Genomic DNA, 23,648 nt, shown 5'->3' on the forward strand with positions numbered 1-23,648 from the left:
AAAATGCGCTTTTATCGCTGGATCCAGCAAGGGGGTTTACAATTGGTATTGTTTTGGCATTATTGAGCGAACAGGGGGAATCACATGGCCGCATCGGCGACCGAGGCACGGCATCCATCATCCGCAGGACTGCACGCCCGGCCGGCGGCCGAGGCGCTGGCGCTGCTCCTGGATGCGCAGGCCGGTGCGGTGCAGGCGGTGCGGGACGCGATCCCGGCCCTGGCGCGCGCCGCCGATGCGGCGGCGGCTTCGCTGGCTGCGGGCGGCAGGCTCGGCTATGCCGGTGCGGGCTCGTCCGGGCTGATGGCGCTGGCCGATTGCCTGGAACTGGCCGGCACCTTCGGCATCGCGCCCGAGCGCACGCCGATGCTGTTCGCCGGCGGCGCCGCGGCGCTCTTGCACATGAAGGGCAGCGTCGAGGACGATCCCGCGCTGGCGCTGGCCGATCTGGATCGCGCCGGGCTGGGGGCGGGGGACACGCTGCTGTGCCTCTCGGCCTCGGGGCGGACGCCCTATGCGCTGAGTATCGCGCGGGCCGCGCGCGAACGCGGGGTGACGGTCGCGGGCCTTGCCAATGTGCCGGGCTCGGCGCTGCTGGAGCTGGCGGATATCCCGGTGCTGATCGCGACCGGGGCCGAGGTGGTCTCGGGCTCGACCCGGATGGGGGCGGCGACGGCGCAGAAGGTGGCGCTGAACATGCTGTCCTCGCTTGTCGGCATCCGGCTGGGCCATGTCCATGACGGCTATATGGTCAATGTCGTGGCCGACAACATCAAGCTGGTCGACCGCGCCGCCCGCATCGTCGCGGCACTGGCCCGGGTCGGCCGGGACGAGGCCGAGGCGGCGCTCGACGCGACCGCGGGCGCGGTGAAGCCCGCGATCCTGGTCGCCCGGGGCATGACGCCCGCGGCGGCCGAGGCGGCGCTGCGCCAGAACGGCGGCCACCTGGCGCCGCTGATCCGATGGCAAGACGGGTCCGCGACAGACGAGACCCCCAACACGGGAGAGAGACCATGACCAAGACCATCCGCCCCACCGTCCTGAAAGGCGCGCTGCTGGCCAGCACGCTGCTGGGCGGCACCGCCTGGGCCCAGGATGTGACGCTGACCGTCGAAAGCTGGCGCAACGACGACCTGTCGATCTGGCAGGAAAAGATCATCCCCGCCTTCGAGGCCGCCAATCCCGGCATCAAGATCGATTTCGCGCCCTCGGCGCCGGCCGAATACAATGCGGTGCTGAATTCCAAGCTGGATGCCGGCTCGGCGGGCGACCTGATCACCTGCCGGCCCTTCGATGCCTCGCTGGAACTGTTCAACAAGGGCAAGCTGGCCGATCTGAGCGGGCTGGCCGGCATGGCGAATTTCTCGGACGTGGCGAAATCGGCCTGGCAGACCGATGACGCGGCCAAGACCTTCTGCGTGCCGATGGCCTCGGTGATCCACGGCTTCATCTACAACAAGACCGCCTTCGAGGAACTGGGCCTGACCCCGCCCAGGACCGAGGCCGAGTTCTTTGCCGTGCTGGAGAAGATCAAGGCCGACGGCACCTATATCCCCATGGCGATGGGCACCACCGACCAGTGGGAAGCCGCCACCATGGGCTATCAGAACATCGGCCCGAACTACTGGAAGGGCGAGGAGGGCCGCAAGGCGCTGATCGCCGGCACCTCGAGCCTGACCGATGAGGCTTGGGTCGCGCCCTTCCGCCAACTGGCGAAATGGAAGGACTACCTGGGCGACGGGTTCGAGGCGCAGACCTATCCCGACAGCCAGAACCTGTTCACCCTGGGCCGCGCCGCGATCTATCCGGCCGGGTCCTGGGAGATCGGCGTCTTCGGCCCGCAGATCGGCGGCGCCTTCGAGATGGGCGCCTTTCCGCCCCCGGTCCCGGCCGAGGGCGACACATGCTATATCAGCGACCATACCGACATCGCGCTGGGCATGAACGCGGCGACGAAGCACCCGGACGAGGCGAAGAAATTCCTGGAATGGGTCGCCTCGTCGGAATTCGCCACGCTTTACGCCAATGCGCTGCCGGGCTTCTTCTCGCTGAATGCGGCGCCGGTCGAGATGGCCGATCCGCTGGCCAAGGAATTCGTCTCCTGGCGCGAGAGCTGCGAGCCGACCATCCGCTCGACCTACCAGATCCTGTCGCGCGGCACGCCGAACCTGGAAAACGAGACCTGGACCGCCTCGGCCAATGTCATCAACGGCAGCGAGACGCCGGAGGCCGCCGCCGAGCGGCTGCAGCAGGGCCTGGCGAGCTGGTACGCGCCGCAGCAAAAATGACCTGCCGCCGGGCCTGACGACCCGGGGATTGTGGCCGGGCCTGGCGGCCCGACGCGAGAGGTTTGCCGGGCCTTTCGGCCCGGCGACGGCGGGGGGCTTTCCGCCCCCCGCACCCCCCGAGGGTATTTTTCAAACGGAGAAGAGGAGGGTGCCATGGCACAGCGGCGCGCATTCCGCTGGCATATCGCGGTGTTTCTTGCGCCCGCGGTGCTGGTCTATACCGCCATCATGATCGTGCCGCTGTTCGGGACGCTGAACCTGTCGCTGTTCAATGTCGCGGACGGGCAGCGGGTCTTTGTCGGGTTGCAGAACTTCGCCACCCTGCTGGGCGATCCGCGCTGGTCGGCGAGCTTCTGGAACGCGCTGGGCAACAATGCCTGGTTCTTCCTGGTGCATATGCTGGTGCAGAACCCGGTCGGCGTGGCGCTGGCGGCCTTGCTGTCCTCGCCGCGGCTGCGCGGGGCGGCGTTTTATCGCACGGCGATCTTCATCCCGACCATCCTGAGTTTCGTCATCGTCGGCTTCGTCTGGAAGCTGATCCTGTCGCCGATCTGGGGCATCGCGCCGGGGATGCTGGACGCCGTCGGGCTGAAGGCGCTGTTCGCGCCCTGGCTGGGGCGCGAGGGCACGGCGCTGACCACGCTGGCGCTGATCTCGGTCTGGCAGTTCGTCGGCATTCCGATGATGCTGATCTATGCCGCGCTGCTGACGATCCCCGACGAGGTGATCGAGGCGGCCGAGATCGACGGCGTCACCGGCTGGGCGCAGTTCTGGAAGATCAAGCTGCCGCTGATCCTGCCCTCGATCGGCATCATCTCGATCCTGACCTTCGTCGGCAATTTCAACGCCTTCGACCTGATCTACGTCACGCAGGGCGCGCTGGCGGGGCCGAATTTCTCGACCGACATCCTGGGGACGTTCCTTTATCGGACCTTCTTCGGCTTCCAGTTGCAGATCGGCGATCCGCATATGGGCGCGACCATCGCCACCGCCATGTTCGCCATCATCCTGCTGGGCGTCTGCTTCTATCTCTTCGCCATCCAGCGCCGCATGCGCCGCTATCAGTTCTGAGGGGACGATCATGAGTGACGCGCGCCATTCCACCGCCCGCAGCATCGCCGCCCATGCCGTGCTGCTGGCCTATACGCTGATCGCGCTGTTTCCGGTCTTCGTGATCGTGGTCAACAGCTTCAAGAACCGCCGGGCGATCTTTCAGGGTCCGCTGGCCCTGCCCACGGGCGACAGCTTCGACCTGGTCGGCTATCGCACCGTGCTGGCGCAGGGGGATTTCCTGCTCTATTTCCAGAACTCGCTGATCGTCACCGTGGCGAGCCTGTTCTTCGTGCTGCTGTTCGGCGCCATGGCGGCCTTCGCGCTGTCGGAATACCGCTTTCGCGGCAACATGCTGATGGGGCTTTACCTGGCCTTGGGGATCATGATCCCGATCCGGCTGGGCACCGTCGCCATCCTGCAGCTGATGGTCGCCTCGGGGCTGGTGAACACGCTGGTGGCGCTGGTGCTGGTCTATACCGCGCAAGGGCTGCCGCTGGCGGTGTTCATCCTGTCCGAGTTCATGCGCGGGGTTTCCGACGACCTGAAGAACGCCGGGCGCATCGACGGGTTGTCGGAATATACCATCTTCTTCCGGCTGGTGCTGCCGCTGGTGCGGCCGGCCATGGCCACCGTCGCCGTCTTCACCATGATCCCGATCTGGAACGACCTGTGGTTCCCGCTGATCCTGGCCCCCAGCGAGGCGACCAAGACCATCACCCTGGGCAGCCAGGTCTTCATCGGCCAGTTCGTCACCAACTGGAACGCGGTGCTGGCGGCGCTGAGCCTCGCCATCCTGCCGGTGCTGGTGCTCTACCTGGTGTTCTCGCGCCAGCTGATCCGCGGCATCACCGCCGGCGCCGTGAAATGATCCGTCTTGCAGCAAGGAGATCCCGATGGGAGCCCTGACCCTTACCCAAGTCACCAAGTCCTTCGGCGCCACCGATGTCATCAAGGGCGTCGACCTGGAGGTCGCCGATGGCGAATTCTGCGTCTTCGTCGGCCCCTCGGGCTGCGGCAAGTCCACGCTGCTGCGCATGATCGCCGGGCTCGAGGATGTCAGCGCGGGCGAGATCGCCATCGACGGCGCCCGCATCAACGACCTGGCCCCCGCCAGGCGCGAGATCGCCATGGTGTTCCAGAGCTATGCGCTTTACCCGCACATGACCGTGCGCGACAACATGGGGCTTGCGCTGAAACAGGCCGGCACGCCCCGGGCCGAGATCGCCCAGGCCACCGACCGCGCCGCCGCCATGCTGGCGCTGGACGCGCTGATGACGCGGCGCCCGGCCGAGCTTTCGGGCGGCCAGCGCCAGCGCGTCGCCATCGGCCGTGCCATCGTGCGGCGCCCGAAGCTGTTCCTGTTCGACGAGCCGCTCTCGAACCTCGATGCCGCGCTGCGGGTGCAGACCCGGATCGAGATCGCCCGGCTGCACCGCGAGCTGGGCGCGACGATGATCTATGTCACCCATGACCAGGTCGAGGCGATGACCCTGGCCGACAAGATCGTCGTCTTGCGCGCCGGCCGGGTCGAGCAGGTCGGCCGGCCGATGGATCTGTATAACGACCCCGACAATACCTTCGTCGCCGGCTTCATCGGCAGCCCGCAGATGAACTTCCTGAAGGGCGCGCGGCTGGGCCTCAATTCCGACACGCTGGGCATCCGCCCCGAGCACCTGCTGCCCGGCGGCAGCCGCATCCAGGGCCGCGTCAGCCATGTCGAGAAGCTGGGCGGCGAGACCCTGGCCTATGTCCAGGCCGAGGACCACGGCCTCTTGACCCTGCGCCTGTTCGGCGAGCGCGACTTTGCCGTGGACGAGGCGCTGGGGTTGGATTTCGATCCGGACCGCGCCTTTCACTTCGACGCGGCGGGCCAGCGGCTGCGCTAGATCACCAGCACGCCGGAATGCTTGGCCTTGTGCGGCGGCTCGACGTGGATGGTGATCATCGCATCCGGCAGCCTGGCCTTCAGCGCCTGCTCGATGCGGTCGCAGATCGCATGGGCGGCATCGACCGTGGTCTGGCCGTCGACGACCAGGTGGAAGTCGATGAAGGTGCGCGGCCCGGCGTGGCGGGTGCGCAGGTCATGCGCCTCGATCGCGCCGATCGCCGCGTCCGAGATGGTGGCGCGGATCGCGGCCAGCGTCTCTTCGGACACCGCCTCGTCCATCAGCCCCGAGAGCGAGCGGCCCATGACCTTCCAGCCCGACCACAGGATGTTCAGCGCCACCAGCGCCGCCAGGCCTGGGTCGAGCACCGCCCAGCCGGTCGCCACCGCCGCCGCCACCCCGACCACCACGCCGGCCGAAGAGATCACGTCGGTCAGCAGGTGATGCCCGTCCGCCTCCAGCGCCGGCGAGCGCAGCTTGCGCCCGCGCGAGATCAGCACCCAGCACCACCAGGCATTGACCATCGAGGCGGCCATGTTGATTGCCAGCCCCAGGGCGGGCGCGTCCAGCAGGCGCGGGTTCTGGATGCCGTGCCAGGCCTCGCGCAGGATCAGCAGGGCGGCGGTGATGATCATCGCCCCCTCCAGCACGGCGCTGAAGAACTCGGCCTTGTGATGGCCATAGGGGTGGTCCTTGTCGGCGGGCTTCTGCGCGATGCGGATGGCGATCAGCGCCGCCACCGCCGTCGCCACGTTCACCGTGCTTTCCAGCGCGTCCGACAACAGCGCGACCGAGCCGGTCAGCCACCAGGCCAGCGCCTTGAGCCCCAGCACCAGGACGCCGACGAGAATGCTGCCCAGCGCGATGCGCTCGGTGGGCGAGAGGCGGGCTGACATGGCGGGCGTCCTTTCCGAATCGGCGCTTCGGGGGGCTTTTAGCCAGCCAAGGCCGCATGTCAAACCCTGTATCGGGCCCGCCATGAGAATGAGACGCAAGTGTAACTAATTGTTCTTATTAATCTTATTCTTGGCGCCCAAACGGGGGCGACAGGAATTTCGCCCGTCCCGGCCACGCTTGCCTTGGCGCCTCCTTTGGCTAGGTTGGCCCCGTCGGCGCCGCGCCCGGATCATCACGGAAGAACCATGGCCGAGTCGCCTGCAAGACCCGGAAAGGCATTGAGCCTGCTTGTGCTCTTTCTGCTGCTGGCATTGGTGATGGCCGTCGTCTCGGGCTTTGTGCCCGTGGTGACATCCCCGGCCTGGTTCGTGCGGACACTCCACATCGGCGCGGCCGCGAGCCTTGGCTTTGCCGCCCTGTGGGGCGTGATGGTCTTTCTGCTTCCCGCCCCGGATCTGTCCTTGCCCAGGCGGATCGCGGCCTGCATGGTCGGGCTGCTGCTGGGCGCCGTGACGGGGGGCTGCTGGTCAACCGGACCATTCCCGGCATTGCCGCGCTGGCCTTCGGACAACAGGTCGGCAACCTGCATGTCGTGGACGCCCTGCCGCGCTACGAACGCAAATGCAGCAATCCCATCCTGCTCCTGGGGGGCGAGAAGCTCTGCGGCTATCCCGAAGAACTGCGCGCGAAAATGGCGCCGGGGATGCGCATCGTCGTCATCGGGCGCGGCACCTGGATGGGCGTGATCCCGCGCGAGGTTGAGCCGCTGGATCTGGCCAAGCTGTCGCGCCGCCGCGGGCGACCCGCGCCAGCCGCGCCATGATCGCCATTCCGCCGACCAGCGCCTTCTACTCGGCGCAGGGCGGCCGGTGGACTGCATCCCAGCCCAGCAGGGCCGGCGCCAGCAGCGGGGCGCTGATGCGGGTCATCGGGCTCGGGCCCGCCACAAGGAAACGGGGGCCGCAAGGGCCCCCGTTCGCATTCGATCCGGCGCGCTTACTCGGCCGGCACCGCCGCCAGGTCTTCGACATCCGCGATGGGATGCGTCAGATGCGGCAGCATCTCGCGCGGGCAGACCTGCAGGAAGTTCAGCTTTTCTTCCTCCCAGTTCTGCAGGATGTCCTCGGCCCGGCGCGAGCGGGTCTCGCGCGCATGACGCTCGATCAGGCCCTTCAGCTCGGCTTCCCAATGCGCTTGCGTCACCGGGCACAGGATCAGCGTCTCGGCATTGACATAGTCGCGCGCCAGCCCCTCGGGGTCATAGAGATAGGCCATGCCCCCGGTCATGCCGGCGCCGAAATTGGCACCGATCCGGCCCAGGATCACCGCGACGCCGCCGGTCATGTATTCGCAGCCGTTGCTGCCGCAGCCCTCGATCACCACCTTGGCGCCCGAGTTCCGGACCGCGAAACGCTCGCCCGCGCGGCCGGCCGCGAACAGGTAGCCGTCGGTGGCGCCGTAAAGCACGGTATTGCCGATGATGGTGTTCTCGGCTGCGACCAGCGGGCTCGACATCGGCGGGCGCACGGTGATGGTGCCGCCCGACAGCCCCTTGCCGACATAGTCGTTGGCGTCGCCCGAGACCTCGATCTTCAGCCCCGGCGCGGCAAAGGCGCCCAGCGACTGGCCCGCGCTGCCGGTCAGCCGCACGGTCAGGTGGTCGGGCTGCAGGTTGTTGCGCATGCCGAAGGTCTGCACGATCATCGAACTGGTCCGCGTGCCGATGGTGCGCAGCGTGTTCCGGACCGCATAGCTCAACTGCATCTTCTCGCCGTCCGAGAAGAAGCGGCTGGCGTCGCGGATGATCTCGGCATCCAGCGTGTCCGGCACGGCGTTGCGCGGCTTGGTGCGGTCGTAGACGATCTTCTCGCTGCCATCGACGGTGATCAGCAGCGGGTTCAGGTCCAGATCGTCCAGCGACTTGTCGCCCCGGCTGACCTGGGTCAGCAGGTCGGCGCGGCCGATGATCTCGTCGAGCGAGCGCGCGCCGATGCTCGCCAGGATCTCGCGCACCTCGGTCGCATAGAAGGTGATCAGGTTCACCACCTTGTCGGCCGAGCCGGTGAACATCGCCCGCAGCTTTTCATCCTGGGTGCAGACGCCGACCGGGCAGGTGTTCGACTGGCATTGCCGCACCATGATGCAGCCCATGGCGATCAGCGCCGCGGTGCCGACGCCGTATTCCTCGGCCCCCATCATCGCCGCCATGACGATGTCGCGGCCGGTGCGCAAGCCCCCGTCGGTGCGCAGCGTCACCCGGTCGCGCAGCCGGTTCATCGCCAGCACCTGATGCGCCTCAGTCAGCCCCATCTCCCAGGGCAGGCCGGCGAACTTGATCGAGGTCGCCGGCGACGCCCCGGTGCCGCCGTTGTGCCCCGAGATCAGGATCACGTCGGCCTTGGCCTTGGCCACGCCCGCCGCGATGGTGCCGACGCCGCTGGAGGCCACCAGCTTCACGGTGATCTTGGCGCGCGGGTTGATCTGCTTCAGGTCATAGATCAGCTGCGCCAGGTCCTCGATCGAATAGATGTCGTGGTGCGGCGGGGGCGAGATCAGCGTCACGCCCTTGGTCGAATGCCGCAGCCGCGCGATCAGGTCGGTGACCTTCATGCCCGGAAGCTGGCCGCCCTCGCCGGGCTTGGCGCCCTGCGCGACCTTGATCTCCAGTTCCTCGCAGGCGTTCAGGTATTCGGCGGTGACGCCGAAGCGGCCCGAGGCGACCTGCTTGATCTTGGCGCAAGGGTTGTCGCCATTCGGCAGCGGGTGGCTGTGCGCCGGATCCTCGCCGCCCTCGCCCGAGTCGGACTTGGCGCCGATGCGGTTCATGGCGATGTTCAGCGTCATATGCGCCTCGGGCGACAGCGCGCCCAGCGACATGCCCGGCGTCACGAAGCGCTTGCGGATCGAGGTGATGCTTTCGACCTCCTCCAGCGGCACCGGCTTGCCCAGCGGCTTGATGTCCAGAAGGTCGCGCAGGTGGATCGGCGGATTCGCCCGCATGGTGGCGGTGAACTGCTTCCACACGTCATAGGACGCCTTTTCGCAGGCGATCTGCAACAGCTTCATGGTGTTGGCTTCCCAGGCGTGCTTTTCGCCTGACCGCCGCGCCTTGTAGAAGCCGCCGACCGGCAGCAGCTCGGTGGTGTCGGAATGGAAGCCCCTGGCGTGGATGTCCTCCAGCTTCGCCTGCAAGCCGTGCAGACCGATGCCGGAAATCCGCGACTGCATGCCGGGGAAATATTCCGCCACCATGGCGCGCGACAGCCCCACCGCCTCGAAGTTCAAGCCCCCGCGATAGGAGCTGAGCACCGAGATCCCCATCTTCGCCATGATCTTCAGCAGGCCGGCGTCGATGGCGTCGCGATAGTTGCGCATGTTCTCGATCAGCGAGCCCGAGAGCAGCCCGCGCTCGATCCGCTCGGCGATGGTGTCCTGCGCCAGATAGGGGTTCACCGTGGTCGCGCCGCAGCCGATCAGCACCGCGAAATAATGCGGGTCGATACATTCCGCCGAGCGCACGTTGACCGAGCAAAAGGTCCGCAGCCCCTTGCGGGTCAGCCAGCTGTGCACCGCGCTGGTCGCCAGGATCATCGGCAGGCCGATGCGGTTCGGACCGATCTTCTCGTCCGACAGCACCAGATGGCCGGCGCCCGAGCGCACGGCATCCTCGGCCTCGGCGCGGATGCGGGCCAGGGCCTCGGCCATGGCCTCGGGGCCGGCGCCATCGGCGAAGGTGCAGTCGATCTGCGTCACCGCATCGCCGAACAGCTTCATCATCTCGGCGAATTCGCCATTGGCGACGAAGGGGCTTTCCAGCAGCAGGATCTCGGTCTGCGCGCTGGATTCGTCCAGCACGTTCTTGAGGTTGCCGAAACGGGTCTTGAGGCTCATCACCCGCGTCTCGCGCAGGCTGTCGATGGGCGGGTTGGTCACCTGGCTGAAGTTCTGCCGGAAGAAATGCGACAGCGGCCGATACTGGCCCGACAGCACCGCCGGCGGCGTGTCGTCGCCCATCGAGGCCAGCGCCTCCTTGCCGTCCTCGGCCATGGGCGCCAGCATCGATTCGATTTCCTCGACCGTATAGCCGGCGGCGATCTGGCGGCGGCGCAGTTCCTCGCCGGTAAAGACCAGCTCCTCGGGCAGGTCGCGCATCACCTCCGAAAGCTGCACCACCTTCTCGATCCACTCGCCGAAGGGCTGGGCCGAGGCCAGGTAGTCCTTGATCTCGCGGTCGTGGTAGAGCTTGCCCTCGGCCATGTCGACGGCGATCATCTGGCCCGGACCCAGCGCGCCCTTCTCGCGCACCGTGGCCTCGGCGACCGGGACCATGCCGGCCTCGGACCCCGCGATCAGCAGCCCGTCGCCGGTGATGACATAGCGCAGCGGCCGCAGCCCGTTGCGGTCCAGGCCGCCGCAGACCCAGCGCCCGTCGGTCATCGCCAGCGCCGCCGGCCCGTCCCAGGGCTCCATGACCGAGTTGCAATAGGCATACATATCGGCCCAGGCCTGCGGCATGTCGGTGGTGGCCTTGGACCAGGCTTCCGGCACCAGCATGGTCTTGGTCATCGGCGCCGAGCGGCCCGAACGCACCATGACCTCGAACACCGCGTCCAGCGCCGCCGAGTCGGACGAGCCGCCCGGGATGATCGGCTTGATATCCTCGGCCATCTCGCCGAAGGCGCGGCTGGCCATGCGGATCTCGTGGCTGCGCATCCAGTTCGAATTGCCCTTCAGCGTGTTGATCTCGCCGTTATGGGCCAGCATGCGGAAGGGTTGCGCCAGCCACCATTGCGGGAAGGTGTTGGTGGAATAGCGCTGGTGATAGATGGCGAAGGCCGATTCGAACCGCTCGTCCTTCAGGTCGGGATAGAACTCGGCCACCTGCTCGGCCAGCATCATGCCCTTGTAGATGATCGACCGGCAGGACAGCGTGCACAGATACAGTCCGCCGATCTGCGCGGCGATGGCGGCCTTCTCGATGCGGCGGCGGATGATGTACAGCTCGCGCTCGAACTGCTCCTGGTCGATGTCCTTTTCGCAGCGGATCAGGATCTGCTCGATCTCGGGGCGGGTGGCATTGGCCTTTTCGCCCAAGACCGCGGTGTTCACCGGCACATGCCGCCAGCCATAGATGTAATGGCCCATGCGCAGCACTTCGGATTCGACGATGGTCCGGCAAAGCTCCTGCTGGGCGAAATTCGTGCGCGGCAGGAAGCACTGGCCGACCGCGATCAGCTTCGACTGATCCGGCTCGTGGCCGGTGCGCCGCACCTGGTCATAGAAGAACGGCACCGGGATCTGCACATGGATGCCGGCGCCGTCGCCGGTCTTGCCGTCGGCATCGACCGCGCCGCGGTGCCAGATCGCCTTCAGCGCGTTGATGCCGGCATCGACCACCTTGCGGCTGGCCTTGCCGTCCAGGTTCACCACCAGGCCGACGCCGCAAGAGGAATGCTCGTCCTCGGCGCGATACAGCGAATGTTGGTCCATCCAGTCGCGGCGGGCCTGTTCCTGCTGTTCCCAGCTCATGTTTTCACAGTCCTTCACGTCCGTGCCCCTTTCAAAAGCTGCCTCACGGCGTCGGCATCGCGGCCGTTCACCATCTGCAGGTCGCAATCATATTCCGGCGTGGTCGCGCCAAAGCCGGGTTGTCCCGGAAAGGCGAAGGTCACCGGGCTGTCGTTGGTTTCCTGGCGCGCGCCGGTCCAGTCCTCCGAGGTCTCGACCCCGCCATAGAACCGGCCCTGGGCGCGGCTGATGAACTGCTGGCCCTTGCGGGTAATCAGCACGTCGCCCGTTTCGCTATAGGTGGTCAGCTCGAACTGCGTCACCTCCAGGGGCACGCCATCGATCTGCACCGTCTCGCCGGTCAGCCGGTCCTCGCCGACGTGATGCAGCCGCTCGCCATTGTTCGAGCGGGTCCAGAAGTCGAAATCGTCCTTGCCGGTCGCCGCCAGCGTGCTGAATGAGGCGTCGTCCGCCGCGCCCTCCTCCAGCACGTCGACCAGGCCGCTGCGCAGGTCGGTGCTTTCCATCCAGCGCGTTTCCTTGTCGATGCGCGACTGGTAGGTGGCGCCCTCGCGGGTGAAATAGGTCACCCACTGGTCGCCCGGCGCATCGCCCGAACAGCGGTAATGCTGCGACACCGAACAGCCGCGGTTCTGCACCGTGATCTCCAGCCGGCAACCTTCCGGCGGGGTGAAGTTCGCCGCCGCTGCGGGCAGGGCGAAAAGGGTCAGCAAGCCTGCCGTTCCCGCCGCAAGCCGCCCGGCCCGCGCAACGGGCAACGCGCGCAGCCTGTGTACGCGCGGTGTACGGTCCGTGTACGTCCCGTGCATCATGGTCACACCCCCTATTCGGCGGCGACGCGGGCGCTGCCGGCCAGGAAGCCGGCGATGCTGTCGGCGGCCTCGCGGCCGTCGCGGATCGCCCAGACCACCAGGCTGGCGCCACGCACGATGTCGCCCACGGCAAAGACGCCGGGCAGGCTGGTCTGATGCGTCTGGTAATCGGCCTTGATCGTGCCCCAGCGCGTCACCTCCAGCCCCTCGACGCCCCAGAGCCGCGGCAGCTCCTCGGGCTCGAAACCCAGCGCCTTGATCACCAGGTCGGCCGGCTCGTCGTAATCGGCGCCCTCGATCAGCTCCGGCGACTGCCGGCCGCTGACGTCCGGCGCGCCCAGCCGCATCCGCTGCACCCGGACCGAGGCGATGGCGGGCAGCCCGTCCACATCGACCTCTTGCGCGACCATCGCCTCGCCGGTGACATGGCCGCTGAACGAGCCGGGGGCGGAAAGCCACACGAATTCAACGCCTTCTTCCTCGGCGTTCTGCACTTCGCGCTGGCTGCCCGGCATGTTGGCGCGGTCGCGGCGATACAGGCACTTGACCGATTGCGCGCCCTGGCGGATGGCGGTGCGCACGCAGTCCATGGCGGTGTCGCCGCCGCCGATCACCACGACGCGCTTGCCGCGGGCATTCAGCTCGCCATCCTCGTAGTCGGGGATCTCGTCGCCCAGATCGACCCGGTTCGAGGCGGTCAGATAGTCCAGCGCCCGCACCACGCCCCTGGCCTCGGCATTGTCGATGTCCAGGTCGCGGGTCTTGTAGACGCCGGTCGCGATCAGCACCGCGTCATGCTTGCCGCGGATGGCGTCGAAGCTGATGTCCTCGCCGACATTGGCGTTCAGCACGAATTCCACGCCGCCGTCGCGCAGCAGCTGGTTGCGGCGCTCGACCACGGATTTCTCCAGCTTGAAGCCGGGGATGCCATAGATCAGCAGCCCGCCGGCGCGGTCGTGGCGGTCATAGACCGTGACCTGATAGCCCATGCGGCGCAGCCGGTCGGCGGCGGCCAGCCCGCCCGGGCCGGCGCCGATGATGCCAATGGATTCAGGGCGTTCCACCACCGGGGCGGCGGGCTGGACCCAGCCCATCTCCCAGGCGGTGTCGGTGATGTATTTCTCGATGGCGCCGATGGTGACGGTGCCGTGGCCGGATTGCTCGATGACGCAATTGCCTTCGCACAGCCGGTCCTGCGGGCAGATGCGGCCGCAGATCTCGGGGAATGTGTTGGTTTCCTGGCTGCGGAAATAGGCCTCTTGCGTGCGGCCCTCGGCGGTCAGGCGCAACCAGTCCGGGATGTTGTTATGAAGCGGGCAATGGCTCTGGCAATAGGGCACGCCGCATTGGCTGCAGCGGCTGGCCTGTTCCTTGGCCTTGGCGTCGGCAAACTCGCGATAGATCTCGTGGAAGTCTTCCGAGCGGGTCGCCGCGTCACGCTTTTCGGGCATCTCGCGCCCGATGGTGACGAATTTGAGCATCTTTTGCGTGGCCATGGCTGCGCGTCCTTCGATCGCGAGGAGTATGAGAGCCTGATAAAACAGGCCGCAGCCGATTAAAAGTCAGCTAAGCTGACCTAATTAACGATTTCTGGCACCCGTCGGCAGATTTTCTTGCTGCGAGTGCGAAAAATAGGTCAGCGCATCTTACCAACCTGCCTGCAAAGCCAGCAGAACCAAGGCGCCGACCACGATTCGCCACCAGGCGAAGAACGCATAGCCATGCGCCGAGACGTAATTCAGCAGCCCGCGCACCACGACCACGGCCGCCAGGAAGGCGCAGACGAAGCCGACGACGATATTGCCCGCCGCCGCCGCGTCCAGGATGTCGCGGTTCTTGTAGAGGTCATAGACAAAGGCGCCCAGCATCGTGGGCATGGACAGGAAAAAGCTGAATTCCGCGGCAGAACGCTTGTCGGCGCCCAAAAGCAGGGCACCGACGATGGTCGCCCCGGAACGCGAGACGCCGGGAATCATCGCCAGGCACTGGATGAAACCGATCTTCACCGCCATCGGCAGCGGGAAATCCTCGGCCGCGTGATAGCGCGGCCGGGTCGCCATGCGGTCCACGAACAGCAGCACCACCCCGCCCAGGATCAGCATGCTGGCGATCAGCAGCGGGGTTTCGAACAGGATCTCCTTGATGACCTTGTGCGCCAGCACACCGATCACCACGGCGGGCAGGAAGGCCAGCAGGACCGCCAGGATGAAGCGGCGCGCCTTGGGATCATGCGGCGCGCTGGAAAAGATCCGCCACAGCTTGCCGGCATAGACCCCCAGGATCGCCAGGATCGCGCCCAGCTGGATCAGCACCTCGAAGGCGCGGCCCGGTGAGTCGAAGCCCAGGAAATGCCCGGCCAGCAGGACATGGCCTGTCGAGGAAACCGGGATGAACTCGGTCAGCCCCTCCAGCAGACCAAGGGCGGCGGCGACAAGCGTGTTGTGATCCATCAGTTGTCGCGGAGGTTCTTCGCGGTCGCGGTGATGGCGTCATATTGCCCCGCGGGGCGGAAGCGCCACAGGTATTCGGCGATGACGGCGGGGGCGGCGGTCGGCTCGATGCCCAGGTCGGCGAGGGTCTTGGTGCCCTCGGCGACCCGGTTCGGCAGCCGCAGCGTGCGGGCCTGGTCCCTGGTCAGGATGCGGTTGGTCAAAAGCCCGCCCGTCACCACCTGGCCCGCGTCCAGCACGCTGCCCATGACGCCGGCCAGCACATGCGGCAGGCCGATGATGGCGCGGCGCCGGCCGGTGGCGGTCAGCACTTGGCGCGCCACGTCGCGCATGGTCAGCACGTCCGGCCCGCCCAGCTCATAGATCCCCGGCGCCGCCAAGCCCGAGGCCGCCAGGGCCGCGGCCCGCGCCACGTCCATGACATAGACCGGCTGCACCTCGGTCCGCGCGCCCGGGACCAGCAGGAACGGCCCCAGCCGGGTCATCGCCGCGATGCGGTTGTAGAAATTGTCGTCCGAGCCGAAGATGATCGAGGGCCGCAGGATCACCGCATCCGGCCGCTGCGCCAGAACGGCAGCCTCGCCCCGGCCCTTCGAGGCGGCATAGAGGCTGGAGGACTCCGGGTCGGCGCCCAGGGCCGAGACATGCACGAGATGCTTCACGCCCTGCTGGGCGGCGATGCGGGCGATGCGGCCGGCGGCCTCTTCATGGATGGCGTCGAAGGTGTTCTTGCCCTCGCGCACCAGGATGCCGACGCAGTTGATGACCGCATCGGCATCGGTCATGCAGGCGGCAACCGACAGGTCGTCGCGGACGTTGCAGGGCACCGGCTCGACCTGGCCGGGGGCGCCATAGGTGCGCACGATGCCGGCCTGGTTCGGGCGGCGCACGGCGACGCGGATGCGCCAGCCCTGCTGGGCCATGACCCGGGCGATCTGCCGGCCCAGGAAGCCAGACCCGCCATAGATGGTGACAAGCTTGGTTGCGGACATGGCTCTCGCTCCTATGCGTGGCGTGCTTGTCCGTTCATTACCCAAGCCCGCCGCCAGCGGCAAGCCGTGGCCGCAGCCCGTCCGCGACCGCATCCGCCACCCGCAGCGCATTGGCGGCGATGGTCAGGCTGGGATTGACGCCGTTCGAGGTCGGCATGAAGGAACTGTCGGCCACGTAAAGGTTTTCCACCCCGTGCAGCCGGCAGTCGCGGTCCAGGACGCTGGTGCCGGGGTCGTCGCCGAAGCGCAGCGTGCCGCAGGGATGGGCGAAGTTCAGCTGCGGCGCCGCGCCCATGAACATGGCGCGATGCGGCCGGAAGGCCTGGCGCATCGCCTTGCGGAAGGCGGCGCGGCGGCCGCGCAGCTCGTCCGAGATGTCGTAGTGAAAGCGCAGCCGGTCGGGATCGGCCGCATCGGGCAGCACCCGGTTCCCGGCATAGGGCAGATCCTCCAGCACGCCGACGAATAGCTTGGCATTGCCCAGCATCCGCGCGGCGATGGTGGCCGGGATGCGCAGCCCGTGGCGCAGCACCCGCAGCCGGCGCAGCGGCGACTGGTCGAAGCGGCCATGCAGCGCATGCAGGATCTCGCCGAAACCGGCGCTCAGCCCCATGGATTGCACGGTGCCGAAGCGCTGGCCCTCCATGAAATACAGGTCGCGCAGGCTGATCGAGCGCGTCGCCTCGTCCCGGCCGCGCCCGGCCCAGATCGCGATGATCTCGGACAGGTGGAACATCAGGTTGCGCCCGACCAGCCCGCTGCGGTTGCCAAGCCCCTCGGGCCAGGCCTCGGCCGCCGAGTTGAGCAGCAGCGCCGGCGAGGCCAGCCCGCCCGCCGCCAGCACGTAGCGCCGGGCGCGCAGGGTGAATTCCCGGCCTTGGTGCTGGCAGGTCAGGGCCTGGACCCGGCCGGCATCGGCCTCGATCCGGGTGACGGTGCAGCGGTCGATCAGCGCGGCGCGCCCGGTCTCCAGCGCCGGCAGCACGCCGGCCGTGCGGCCGTCCATCTTGCAGCGCCGCGCGCAGCGCCGGCCGAAGCAGTTCTCGCAGCCGGGCAGGAAGCGCGCCGCCATATGGGTGCGATAGGGGTGCATGCCGGCGCGGCGCAGATCCTGCATCAGCGCCGCATCCGAGGCCGGCAGCGGCAGCACCGGCGCCAGTAGCGCGGCACCGTTCGGGGCCAGCGGATCGACCTCGCCGTTGATGTGGAAATAGCGCTCGGCCAGTTCGAACCAGGGCCGCATCTCGTCATAGCCGACGGGCCAGCCGCCGGTGGGATGCGGATGGCCGTCGCTGTCGTCCAGGTCGTGCCGCTCGGGCCGTTCCAGGGTCGCGGCGTAATAGGCCGAGGTGCCGCCGACGCCGGCGCCGATCATGCCGTCGAGCTCGCACCAGGCGCCATCGAGCTCCGCCTCGAGCAGCCGGGGCCAGGCGCCGTTGGCGAGCCGTTCGTCGGGGTCGCGGGTCTCGATCCCCAGGGCGGGCAGGGCGGCGTCGCCCAGGTCGGGGCCCTTTTCCAGGTAGAGCACGGAAAGCCCCTGTTCGGCCAGGCGCCGTCCGGCCGTGCCGCCGCCCACGCCGGTGCCGATCACGATGGCATCCCATTCGCGGCTTATGAGGTCATCCATGATGGTCCGTTCGACTGGGGCACAGGCAACATTATACGAGTCGTGAAGCCCTTCTAATCCCGCCGGGATTTGCCCAGCAAGCTGGCCGAATGGACAGGCCCGAACAGGGTGCGCGGCCGGCCCGGCAAGGCCCGGATGCGGCGCCTGTCCGAGCGGGTGAAAAAAGATTTGCGCGGCGCGAAGATTTTCTCCGAACCCCCGTTGACACCCCCCGCGGCTGGCCTTAATCACCCGGCTTACGCGACCTGCCCAGGTGGCGGAATTGGTAGACGCGCACGGTTCAGGTCCGTGTGCCGCAAGGCGTGGAGGTTCGAGTCCTCTCCTGGGCACCAAAATAAAAACCGCGCAAGCCTTTGGGTTTGCGCGGTTTTTGTTTTCTGCCCGCGCTGATTGCCAGGCCCGCGCCGGTGGCGCGGCCGCGTGGGTATTTGAAGAGCAAAGAAGCCGGGCGGGAACGCGGGCTGTCGCGAGGCCGGCCGGGCCGGGGCGAAAGGATGCAGGGCGATGATTCCACGGTTTGGACCACCTCCGGGGGCGCGGGACTATCGGTTGCGGCCGGGGGCCTATGCGCTGCTGATCCGCGGCGGTGCGGCGCTGCTGACGTTCCAGCGCGCGCCGGTGCCCGAGTTCCAGCTGCCCGGCGGCGGTATCGATCCCGGCGAATCGCCGCTTTGCGCCCTGCATCGCGAGGTGGCCGAGGAGACCGGCTGGAGCATCGGCGGCTGCCGGCGCCTGGGCGCCTATCGCCGGTTCTGCTTCATGCCGGATTACGATTTCTGGGCCGAGAAGCTATGCTCGGTCTGGATCGCCCGGCCGGTGCTGCGCCGCGGTCCGCCCCGCGAGCCCGGGCATGAGGCGCATTGGGTGCCGCTGGACCAGGTCGCGCGGCTGTTGCCCGATCCCGGCGGGCGCGCCTTCGTGACGGCGGCCTTGCGGCGCGGCGCCGCGGGTCAGGCACGCCGCTGATCGACCGGTGCGACAGGGCCGCGCCGCTCGATCAGCACGGCCGAGATGTCGTCGCTGCGCTGGCCGCCGGCGTAATTCGCGGCCGACCAGCAGATCGATTCCAGCAGCGCGTCGCCCCGCAGCAGGGCATTGGTGCGCAGGATGGCCTGAAGCCCCTCGTCGCCCAGCGGCACGCCGCGGGCATTCTCGGCCTCGGTCAGCCCGTCCGAGGCGATGAACAGCCGGTCGCCGGGGTGCAGGAACAGCTGCACCTCGTCGTATTCGGCATGGTCGAAGACGCCGACCGGCAGGCCGCCGCCGCCGATCCGCTCCATGCTGCCGTCGGCGCGTTGCAGGACCGGGTGGGGATGGCCGGCCTGCACCAGCCGCAGCCGGCCGCTGAGGAAATCCAGGTCGGCATAGACCATGGTGAAATAGGAATCGGTGCGCAACTCCTGGATCATCAGCGCATTGAGCAGGCGCAGGATCTCGGCCGGGGGATGGGCGTCGTAGAGCCCAAGCTCGGTGATGCGCAGCGCGACATTGTGGTCGGTGGCGCCCGAAAGCAGCGCCGCCAGCCGGGCGCTGAGCAGCGCCGCCGCCACGCCGTGGCCGGCCACGTCCAGCGCGAACATGCCGACGCGCCGGGCATTGATCGGAAAGAAGCCGACCAGGTCGCCGCCGATCTGGCCGGCCGGGCGCATCAGCAGCGACAGCTCGAAATCGCCGAAATGGCCGTGCCTTTCGCGGACCAGCCCCTGTTGCAGGCGCCGCGCCTCGCGCAGGTCGCGGTCGATGGCGGCCTGGGTCTCGCGCAGCTGGTCCAGCGTGTCGCGCAGCTGGGCATTGGTGCTGCGCAAGCTTTCCTCCATGCGCAGGATGCGCTCGCTGGCGGAAAGCCGGGCCAGCAGTTCCGCCCCCGAGACCGGCTTGGTCATGAATTCATCCGCTCCGGCGCGCAGCCCCTCGGCAATGTCCTTCTTGTCGTTGCGCGAGGTCAGCAGGATGAAATAGCCGTAGCGGTCGGATTGCATGTCCCGGAACTGACGGCAGAATTCCAGTCCGGTCTGGCCCGGCATCATCCAGTCCGAGATCACGATGTCCGGCCGCCGGTCCAGGCAGATCCGCATCGCCTCTTCGCCGCTGGCGGCCTCGACCACGTGATAGCCGGCGCGGATCAGTTGCACCGCCAGCGTGCGCCGTTGCGCCCGGCTGTCGTCGACAAGCAGGACCAGCCGCGAATTATGCGGAATGGACTTCACGGCCTGGCTGTCGAGGATCATCATGTCCCCGGTCTAACCCGCCGAGTTGAAGACTCCGTTAATCCCGACAATTTTCGCGATTAACACGCCAGAGATGAAATTGCTGCTATGCTGGCCGCATGATTCTTGCAAAGGTTGTCCATGCTGGATTGGAACCGCATCAACGAACTGCGCGCCGAGGTCGGGGACGACGAGTTCCAGCTGATCCTGGAGCTGTTTCTCGACGAGGTCGAGGGCGTGCTCATGCGCCTGTCGCGGCGCAATGCCCTGCGGCTGGAAACCAACCTGCATTTCCTGAAGGGCTGCGCCTGGAACCTGGGCTTTTCCGACTTCGGCAATCTCTGCGACCAGGGTGAGCGTATCGCGGCGCAAGGGCGGCCGATGCAGGTCGATACCCCCGGCCTGCTGCAAAGCTATTCCGAATCGAAGCGGGCGCTGATGCGCGGGCTGGAGGCCGATGCCCGCCCCGTCCAGACCGGCATGCGCCGCGCCTGAAGGGGGAGGATCGGGCCAGGATCAGATCAGGAATTCCGCCAGCACCGGGTCGCGGGTGATGTCGCGATAGCCGATGCCCGCCGCCTCCAGCCGGGCGCGCAGGCTGTCCAGGTTCTCGGGCCGGGTCGTCTCGATGCCGATCAGGATCGAGCCGAAGTTGCGCGCCGATTTCTTCAGATATTCGAAACGGGCGATGTCATCCTCGGGGCCGAGCAATTGCAGGAAGTCGCGCAGCGCGCCGGGGCGTTGCGGCATGCGCAGGATGAAATAGCGTTTGAGCCCCGAGAAACGCTGCGCGCGTTCCTTGACCTCGGGCAGGCGCTCGAAGTCGAAATTGCCGCCCGAGCAGATGCAGACCACGCGCTTGCCGGCCAGGTCCGGCATGTCCCGCAACACGTCTACCGCCAGCGCGCCGGCGGGTTCCAGCACGATGCCCTCGATGTTGAGCATGTCGAGCATGGTGACGCAGATGCGATCCTCGGGCGCGGGGTGGACCTGCGCGGCCGAGAAGCGTTTCAGTGCTGCGAAGGGCAGGTCGCCGATCCGCGCCACGGCGGCGCCATCGACGAAATTGTCCACCGCCGGCAGGGTGACCTGGGCGCCGGTCAGCAGCGCCTCGCGCAGGCTGGCGCCGCCCTCGGGCTCGGCAAAGGCGATTTCGGTCCGGGGGGCGAGCTGGGCCAGAAGACTGGTCACGCCGGCCGCCAGCCCGCCGCCGCCCACCGGCAGCACGACCAGGTCGGGCGCCCGGCCCAGCTGGTCCAGCAGCTCCAGCCCGACGGTCGCCTGGCCCTCGATGATGTCGGGATCGTCGAAGGGCGACAGGAAGGTGGCCCCGTCCCGGCGCGCGAATTCCTGCGCGGCGGTCAGGGTCTGGTCGAAATAATCGCCGGTCAGCACGATCTCGACGGCGCCGCCGCCGAAGATCCGGGTCTTGGCGATCTTCTGCTGCGGCGTGGTCACCGGCATGAAGATGGTGCCCTTCGCGCCGAAATGCCGGCAGGCGAAGGCCATGCCCTGCGCGTGATTGCCGGCGCTGGCGCAGACGAAATGGCTGGCCCCGCCCCGCGCCACGATCTTGCGCATGGCGTTGAAGGCGCCGCGCAGCTTGTAGCTGCGCACCGGCGTCAGGTCTTCGCGTTTCAGCCAGATCTCGGCGCCGTAGCGGGCCGAGAGGTGGTCGTTCTTCTGCAAGGGGGTCGGCTCGAAGAGGTCGCGCAACGCGATCCCTGCCTGGCGGACAGAGGCGGCAAAGTTTTCCATGGTGTCGCGCATGGCGCGAAACGTGTGGATTCGCAAGGGTTCTCGCGCAGTCAGCGCAGGTGCCGACCCTCGACATAATGGCCGTAGAGGGTGGTAATGATCGAAAGGTTGAAGAGCATCAGCAGCAGGTAGGCCGGGAGCAGCACCGCCAAGGCGACCCATCGCGCGATTCCGGTCGATGGCAGGGTCTCGACCATCGCAGCGCCAAGCTCCAGCATGACCAGCAGGCCGTAGAGCATGGCGGTGATGGTTTCCACCACTCCGGGCTCTTGTCCCGTCTTGCGCCAGGCGTCGCGCAGGCCCAATGGCCGGCCAAGCGCCGCCGCGACCAGCTTGGGCGACAGGCGCAGGGCGATCCAGGCGGCGATGAGGCCCAACAGCAGGCCGATCCAGAATCCATGCGCGCCGGGCGGTGTCGCCGCCATCAGCACAAGCTGCAACGGCAGGGTTACCACGCCGCCCAGGAACGAAATCACCAGCGTCCAGCCAAGATAGGCCGCCACCAGGTCCCATGGCCGCCGCTCGCCCGTGTCGTGCAGCAGCACATAGCGGTGCCAGTCCACCGCCACGGACACCAGCAGCGCGAGCGCCAGCATGATGCCGACGTAACCCACCAGTGCGTCCCGCAATGCCAGCGCGGCCAGCAGCGAACAGGCGATCAGCAGCCCCGACAGCAGCACGCGCCGCAATCCCAGCCGCAGCGTTGCGGGCAGGTTGCCCGTGACCTGGCGCCATGAATGGCGAAGAATTGCGACGGCTTTGGCCAGCACGGCGTTTCCCTTGTGGTGGTTCCGGGGTGTTCTGCCAGCCCTGCGGACCGATGGCCAGCCCGGCATCCCGCCAAGAACGGCCTTCCCCTTGTGACAGGGCGGGAAACGTCCTATTCCCTGCCGAAATTCCACGAAGGGTTAACCGCATGTCCGACGCGCCGAAGAAAGTCGTCCTTGCCTATTCGGGCGGGCTCGACACCTCGATCATCCTGAAATGGCTGCAGACCGAATATGGCTGCGAGGTCATCACCTTCACCGCCGACCTCGGCCAGGGCGAAGAACTGGACCCGGCGCGCAAGAAGGCCGAACTTCTGGGCATCAAGCCGGAAAACATCCACATCGAGGACCTGCGCGAGGAATTCGTGCGCGACTTCGTCTTCCCGATGTTCCGCGCCAATGCGGTCTACGAAGGGCTCTATCTGCTCGGCACCTCGATCGCGCGGCCGCTGATCTCGAAGCGGCTGGTCGAGCTCGCGCATCAGCACGGCGCCGATGCCGTGGCCCATGGCGCCACCGGCAAGGGCAACGACCAGGTGCGCTTCGAACTCAGCGCCTATGCGCTGGATCCGGCGATCAAGGTGATCGCGCCCTGGCGGATCTGGGACCTGACCTCGCGCACCAAGCTGATCGAATTCGCCGAGGCGAACCAGATCCCGATCGCCAAGGACAAGCGCGGCGAGGCGCCCTTCAGCGTCGACGCGAACCTGCTGCACACCTCGTCCGAGGGCAAGGCGCTGGAAAACCCGGCCGAGGAAGCCCCCGACTATGTCTATCAGCGCACCGTCAATCCCGAGGATGCGCCGGACACGCCGGAATATATCGAGATCACCTTCGAGCAGGGCGATGCGGTCGCGATCAACGGCCAGGCGCTGTCGCCGGCGACGATCCTGACCGATCTGAACGAATACGGCCGCAAGCACGGCATCGGCCGGCTGGACTTCGTCGAGAACCGCTTCGTCGGCATGAAGTCGCGCGGCATCTACGAAACCCCCGGCGGCACCATCCTGCTGGAGGCGCATCGCGGCATCGAGCAGATCACCCTGGACAGCGGCGCGGGCCACCTCAAGGACTCGATCATGCCGCGCTATGCCGAGCTGATCTACAACGGCTTCTGGTTCAGCCCCGAACGCGAGATGCTGCAGGCCCTGATCGACAAGTCGCAGGAGCATGTCAGCGGCACCGTCCGGCTGAAACTCTACAAGGGCTCGGTCGCCTGCGTCGGCCGCTGGTCGGATCATTCGCTCTACAGCGAAAAGCATGTGACCTTCGAGGAGGACGCCGGCGCCTATGACCAGAAGGACGCGGCGGGTTTCATCAAGCTGAACGCGCTGCGGCTGAAGCTGGTGGCGAACCGCAACGCCCGCTTCAAATAGGCTCCG

At 67.4% G+C, this 23,648-nt stretch carries 20 protein-coding genes and 1 tRNA gene; 10 read left to right on the forward strand and 11 right to left on the reverse strand.

What is annotated here, in order from left to right; all coding sequences use genetic code 11:
• Positions 1–84 precede the first annotated feature (84 nt).
• From PARN5_RS0108800 to ugpC, 5 genes are all read left to right on the forward strand, one after another.
• Positions 85–1,017, forward strand: a complete 933-nt coding sequence (locus PARN5_RS0108800; protein ID WP_017999410.1) for an N-acetylmuramic acid 6-phosphate etherase — start codon at positions 85–87, stop codon at positions 1,015–1,017.
• Positions 1,014–2,288 carry an ABC transporter substrate-binding protein gene (locus PARN5_RS0108805; protein ID WP_017999411.1) on the forward strand — a complete coding sequence of 425 codons (1,275 nt, stop codon included), beginning with the start codon at positions 1,014–1,016 and terminating at the stop codon, positions 2,286–2,288. The genes PARN5_RS0108800 and PARN5_RS0108805 overlap by 4 nt, the downstream gene beginning before the upstream one ends.
• A 153-nt stretch (positions 2,289–2,441) precedes the next feature.
• A complete protein-coding gene (locus PARN5_RS0108810) occupies positions 2,442–3,359 on the forward strand; it encodes a sugar ABC transporter permease (RefSeq protein WP_017999412.1) in 918 nt (305 codons plus the stop codon).
• 10 nt (positions 3,360–3,369) lie between these two features.
• Positions 3,370–4,209: a carbohydrate ABC transporter permease gene (locus PARN5_RS0108815; protein ID WP_017999413.1), complete on the forward strand. Its 840-nt coding sequence runs from the start codon at positions 3,370–3,372 to the stop codon at positions 4,207–4,209.
• Between the two features lie 25 nt (positions 4,210–4,234).
• Complete coding sequence (gene ugpC / locus PARN5_RS0108820) at positions 4,235–5,227, forward strand: sn-glycerol-3-phosphate ABC transporter ATP-binding protein UgpC (RefSeq protein WP_017999414.1); 993 nt, start codon at positions 4,235–4,237, stop codon at positions 5,225–5,227.
• Here ugpC and PARN5_RS0108825 read toward each other — a convergent pair.
• Both PARN5_RS0108825 and PARN5_RS0108830 read right to left on the reverse strand, forming a co-directional pair.
• The gene (locus PARN5_RS0108825) at positions 5,224–6,123 is read right to left on the reverse strand and encodes a cation diffusion facilitator family transporter (RefSeq protein ID WP_017999415.1); all 900 of its coding nucleotides are present in this window, start codon (positions 6,121–6,123) and stop codon (positions 5,224–5,226) included. The two genes, ugpC and PARN5_RS0108825, sit on opposite strands and share 4 nt — an antisense overlap.
• Positions 6,124–6,356: 233 nt before the next feature.
• Entirely contained in the window at positions 6,357–6,713 is a 357-nt protein-coding gene (locus tag PARN5_RS0108830; RefSeq protein WP_017999416.1) for a hypothetical protein, read from the reverse strand.
• A gap of 3 nt (positions 6,714–6,716) precedes the next feature.
• Between PARN5_RS0108830 and PARN5_RS0108835 the strand changes: the two genes are divergently transcribed.
• Positions 6,717–6,947, forward strand: a complete 231-nt coding sequence (locus tag PARN5_RS0108835) for a hypothetical protein (protein ID WP_017999417.1) — start codon at positions 6,717–6,719, stop codon at positions 6,945–6,947.
• 173 nt (positions 6,948–7,120) lie between these two features.
• Here PARN5_RS0108835 and gltB read toward each other — a convergent pair whose 3' ends face one another.
• From gltB to PARN5_RS0108870, 6 genes are all read right to left on the reverse strand, one after another.
• On the reverse strand, positions 7,121–11,653 hold the full coding sequence (gene gltB, locus PARN5_RS0108845; protein ID WP_017999418.1) for a glutamate synthase large subunit: 4,533 nt from the start codon (positions 11,651–11,653) through the stop codon (positions 7,121–7,123).
• 14 nt (positions 11,654–11,667) lie between these two features.
• Positions 11,668–12,366, reverse strand: a complete 699-nt coding sequence (locus tag PARN5_RS21850; protein WP_017999419.1) for a hypothetical protein — start codon at positions 12,364–12,366, stop codon at positions 11,668–11,670.
• Positions 12,367–12,476: 110 nt separating this feature from the next.
• Positions 12,477–13,961, reverse strand: a complete 1,485-nt coding sequence (locus PARN5_RS0108855; protein WP_017999420.1) for an NAD(P)-dependent oxidoreductase — start codon at positions 13,959–13,961, stop codon at positions 12,477–12,479.
• Positions 13,962–14,111: 150 nt separating this feature from the next.
• Positions 14,112–14,918 (reverse strand): undecaprenyl-diphosphate phosphatase, encoded by an 807-nt coding sequence (locus PARN5_RS0108860; protein ID WP_026155296.1) that lies wholly within the window; start codon positions 14,916–14,918, stop codon positions 14,112–14,114.
• Positions 14,915–15,907: a complex I NDUFA9 subunit family protein gene (locus PARN5_RS0108865; protein ID WP_017999422.1), complete on the reverse strand. Its 993-nt coding sequence runs from the start codon at positions 15,905–15,907 to the stop codon at positions 14,915–14,917. Before PARN5_RS0108865 ends, PARN5_RS0108860 begins: the two co-directional genes overlap by 4 nt.
• A 37-nt stretch (positions 15,908–15,944) precedes the next feature.
• Positions 15,945–17,534: a GMC family oxidoreductase gene (locus tag PARN5_RS0108870; RefSeq protein ID WP_017999423.1), complete on the reverse strand. Its 1,590-nt coding sequence runs from the start codon at positions 17,532–17,534 to the stop codon at positions 15,945–15,947.
• Between the two features lie 247 nt (positions 17,535–17,781).
• On the opposite strand from PARN5_RS0108870, the gene PARN5_RS0108875 reads away from it, so the two are divergent.
• A tRNA-Leu gene (locus PARN5_RS0108875) sits at positions 17,782–17,866 on the forward strand.
• A 172-nt stretch (positions 17,867–18,038) separates the two neighbouring features.
• Positions 18,039–18,500 (forward strand): NUDIX hydrolase, encoded by a 462-nt coding sequence (locus PARN5_RS0108880; protein WP_026155297.1) that lies wholly within the window; start codon positions 18,039–18,041, stop codon positions 18,498–18,500.
• On the opposite strand, the gene PARN5_RS0108885 is transcribed toward PARN5_RS0108880, so the two are convergent.
• Positions 18,485–19,765, reverse strand: a complete 1,281-nt coding sequence (locus PARN5_RS0108885; protein WP_017999425.1) for a fused response regulator/phosphatase — start codon at positions 19,763–19,765, stop codon at positions 18,485–18,487. The two genes, PARN5_RS0108880 and PARN5_RS0108885, sit on opposite strands and share 16 nt — an antisense overlap.
• Before the next feature lie 117 nt (positions 19,766–19,882).
• On the opposite strand from PARN5_RS0108885, the gene PARN5_RS0108890 reads away from it, so the two are divergent.
• Complete coding sequence (locus PARN5_RS0108890; protein ID WP_017999426.1) at positions 19,883–20,236, forward strand: hypothetical protein; 354 nt, start codon at positions 19,883–19,885, stop codon at positions 20,234–20,236.
• 21 nt (positions 20,237–20,257) lie between these two features.
• On the opposite strand, the gene ilvA is transcribed toward PARN5_RS0108890, so the two are convergent.
• Both ilvA and PARN5_RS0108900 read right to left on the reverse strand, forming a co-directional pair.
• Entirely contained in the window at positions 20,258–21,499 is a 1,242-nt protein-coding gene (gene ilvA / locus PARN5_RS0108895) for a threonine ammonia-lyase IlvA (protein WP_026155298.1), read from the reverse strand.
• 50 nt (positions 21,500–21,549) lie between these two features.
• A complete protein-coding gene (locus tag PARN5_RS0108900) occupies positions 21,550–22,269 on the reverse strand; it encodes a hypothetical protein (RefSeq protein ID WP_017999428.1) in 720 nt (239 codons plus the stop codon).
• 146 nt (positions 22,270–22,415) lie between these two features.
• Here PARN5_RS0108900 and PARN5_RS0108905 point away from each other — a divergent pair, with 146 nt between their 5' ends.
• Positions 22,416–23,642 (forward strand): argininosuccinate synthase, encoded by a 1,227-nt coding sequence (locus tag PARN5_RS0108905; protein ID WP_017999429.1) that lies wholly within the window; start codon positions 22,416–22,418, stop codon positions 23,640–23,642.
• Positions 23,643–23,648 lie beyond the last annotated feature (6 nt).

The sequence above is a fragment of the Paracoccus sp. N5 genome (assembly GCF_000371965.1).
Taxonomy (GTDB): Bacteria; Pseudomonadota; Alphaproteobacteria; order Rhodobacterales; family Rhodobacteraceae; genus Paracoccus.

Coding starts and splice junctions, on each gene's coding strand:
- PARN5_RS0108885 (WP_017999425.1), bottom strand. CDS start 19,765: ATGATGATCCTCGACAGCCAGGCCGTGAAGTCCATTCCGCATAATTCG.
- PARN5_RS0108815 (WP_017999413.1), top strand. CDS start 3,370: ATGAGTGACGCGCGCCATTCCACCGCCCGCAGCATCGCCGCCCATGCC.
- gltB (WP_017999418.1), bottom strand. CDS start 11,653: ATGAGCTGGGAACAGCAGGAACAGGCCCGCCGCGACTGGATGGACCAA.
- PARN5_RS0108810 (WP_017999412.1), top strand. CDS start 2,442: ATGGCACAGCGGCGCGCATTCCGCTGGCATATCGCGGTGTTTCTTGCG.
- ilvA (WP_026155298.1), bottom strand. CDS start 21,499: ATGGAAAACTTTGCCGCCTCTGTCCGCCAGGCAGGGATCGCGTTGCGC.
- PARN5_RS0108825 (WP_017999415.1), bottom strand. CDS start 6,123: ATGTCAGCCCGCCTCTCGCCCACCGAGCGCATCGCGCTGGGCAGCATT.
- PARN5_RS0108830 (WP_017999416.1), bottom strand. CDS start 6,713: ATGCAGGTTGCCGACCTGTTGTCCGAAGGCCAGCGCGGCAATGCCGGG.
- PARN5_RS0108880 (WP_026155297.1), top strand. CDS start 18,039: ATGATTCCACGGTTTGGACCACCTCCGGGGGCGCGGGACTATCGGTTG.
- PARN5_RS0108865 (WP_017999422.1), bottom strand. CDS start 15,907: ATGTCCGCAACCAAGCTTGTCACCATCTATGGCGGGTCTGGCTTCCTG.
- PARN5_RS0108855 (WP_017999420.1), bottom strand. CDS start 13,961: ATGGCCACGCAAAAGATGCTCAAATTCGTCACCATCGGGCGCGAGATG.
- ugpC (WP_017999414.1), top strand. CDS start 4,235: ATGGGAGCCCTGACCCTTACCCAAGTCACCAAGTCCTTCGGCGCCACC.
- PARN5_RS0108870 (WP_017999423.1), bottom strand. CDS start 17,534: ATGGATGACCTCATAAGCCGCGAATGGGATGCCATCGTGATCGGCACC.
- PARN5_RS0108905 (WP_017999429.1), top strand. CDS start 22,416: ATGTCCGACGCGCCGAAGAAAGTCGTCCTTGCCTATTCGGGCGGGCTC.
- PARN5_RS0108805 (WP_017999411.1), top strand. CDS start 1,014: ATGACCAAGACCATCCGCCCCACCGTCCTGAAAGGCGCGCTGCTGGCC.
- PARN5_RS0108890 (WP_017999426.1), top strand. CDS start 19,883: ATGCTGGATTGGAACCGCATCAACGAACTGCGCGCCGAGGTCGGGGAC.
- PARN5_RS0108800 (WP_017999410.1), top strand. CDS start 85: ATGGCCGCATCGGCGACCGAGGCACGGCATCCATCATCCGCAGGACTG.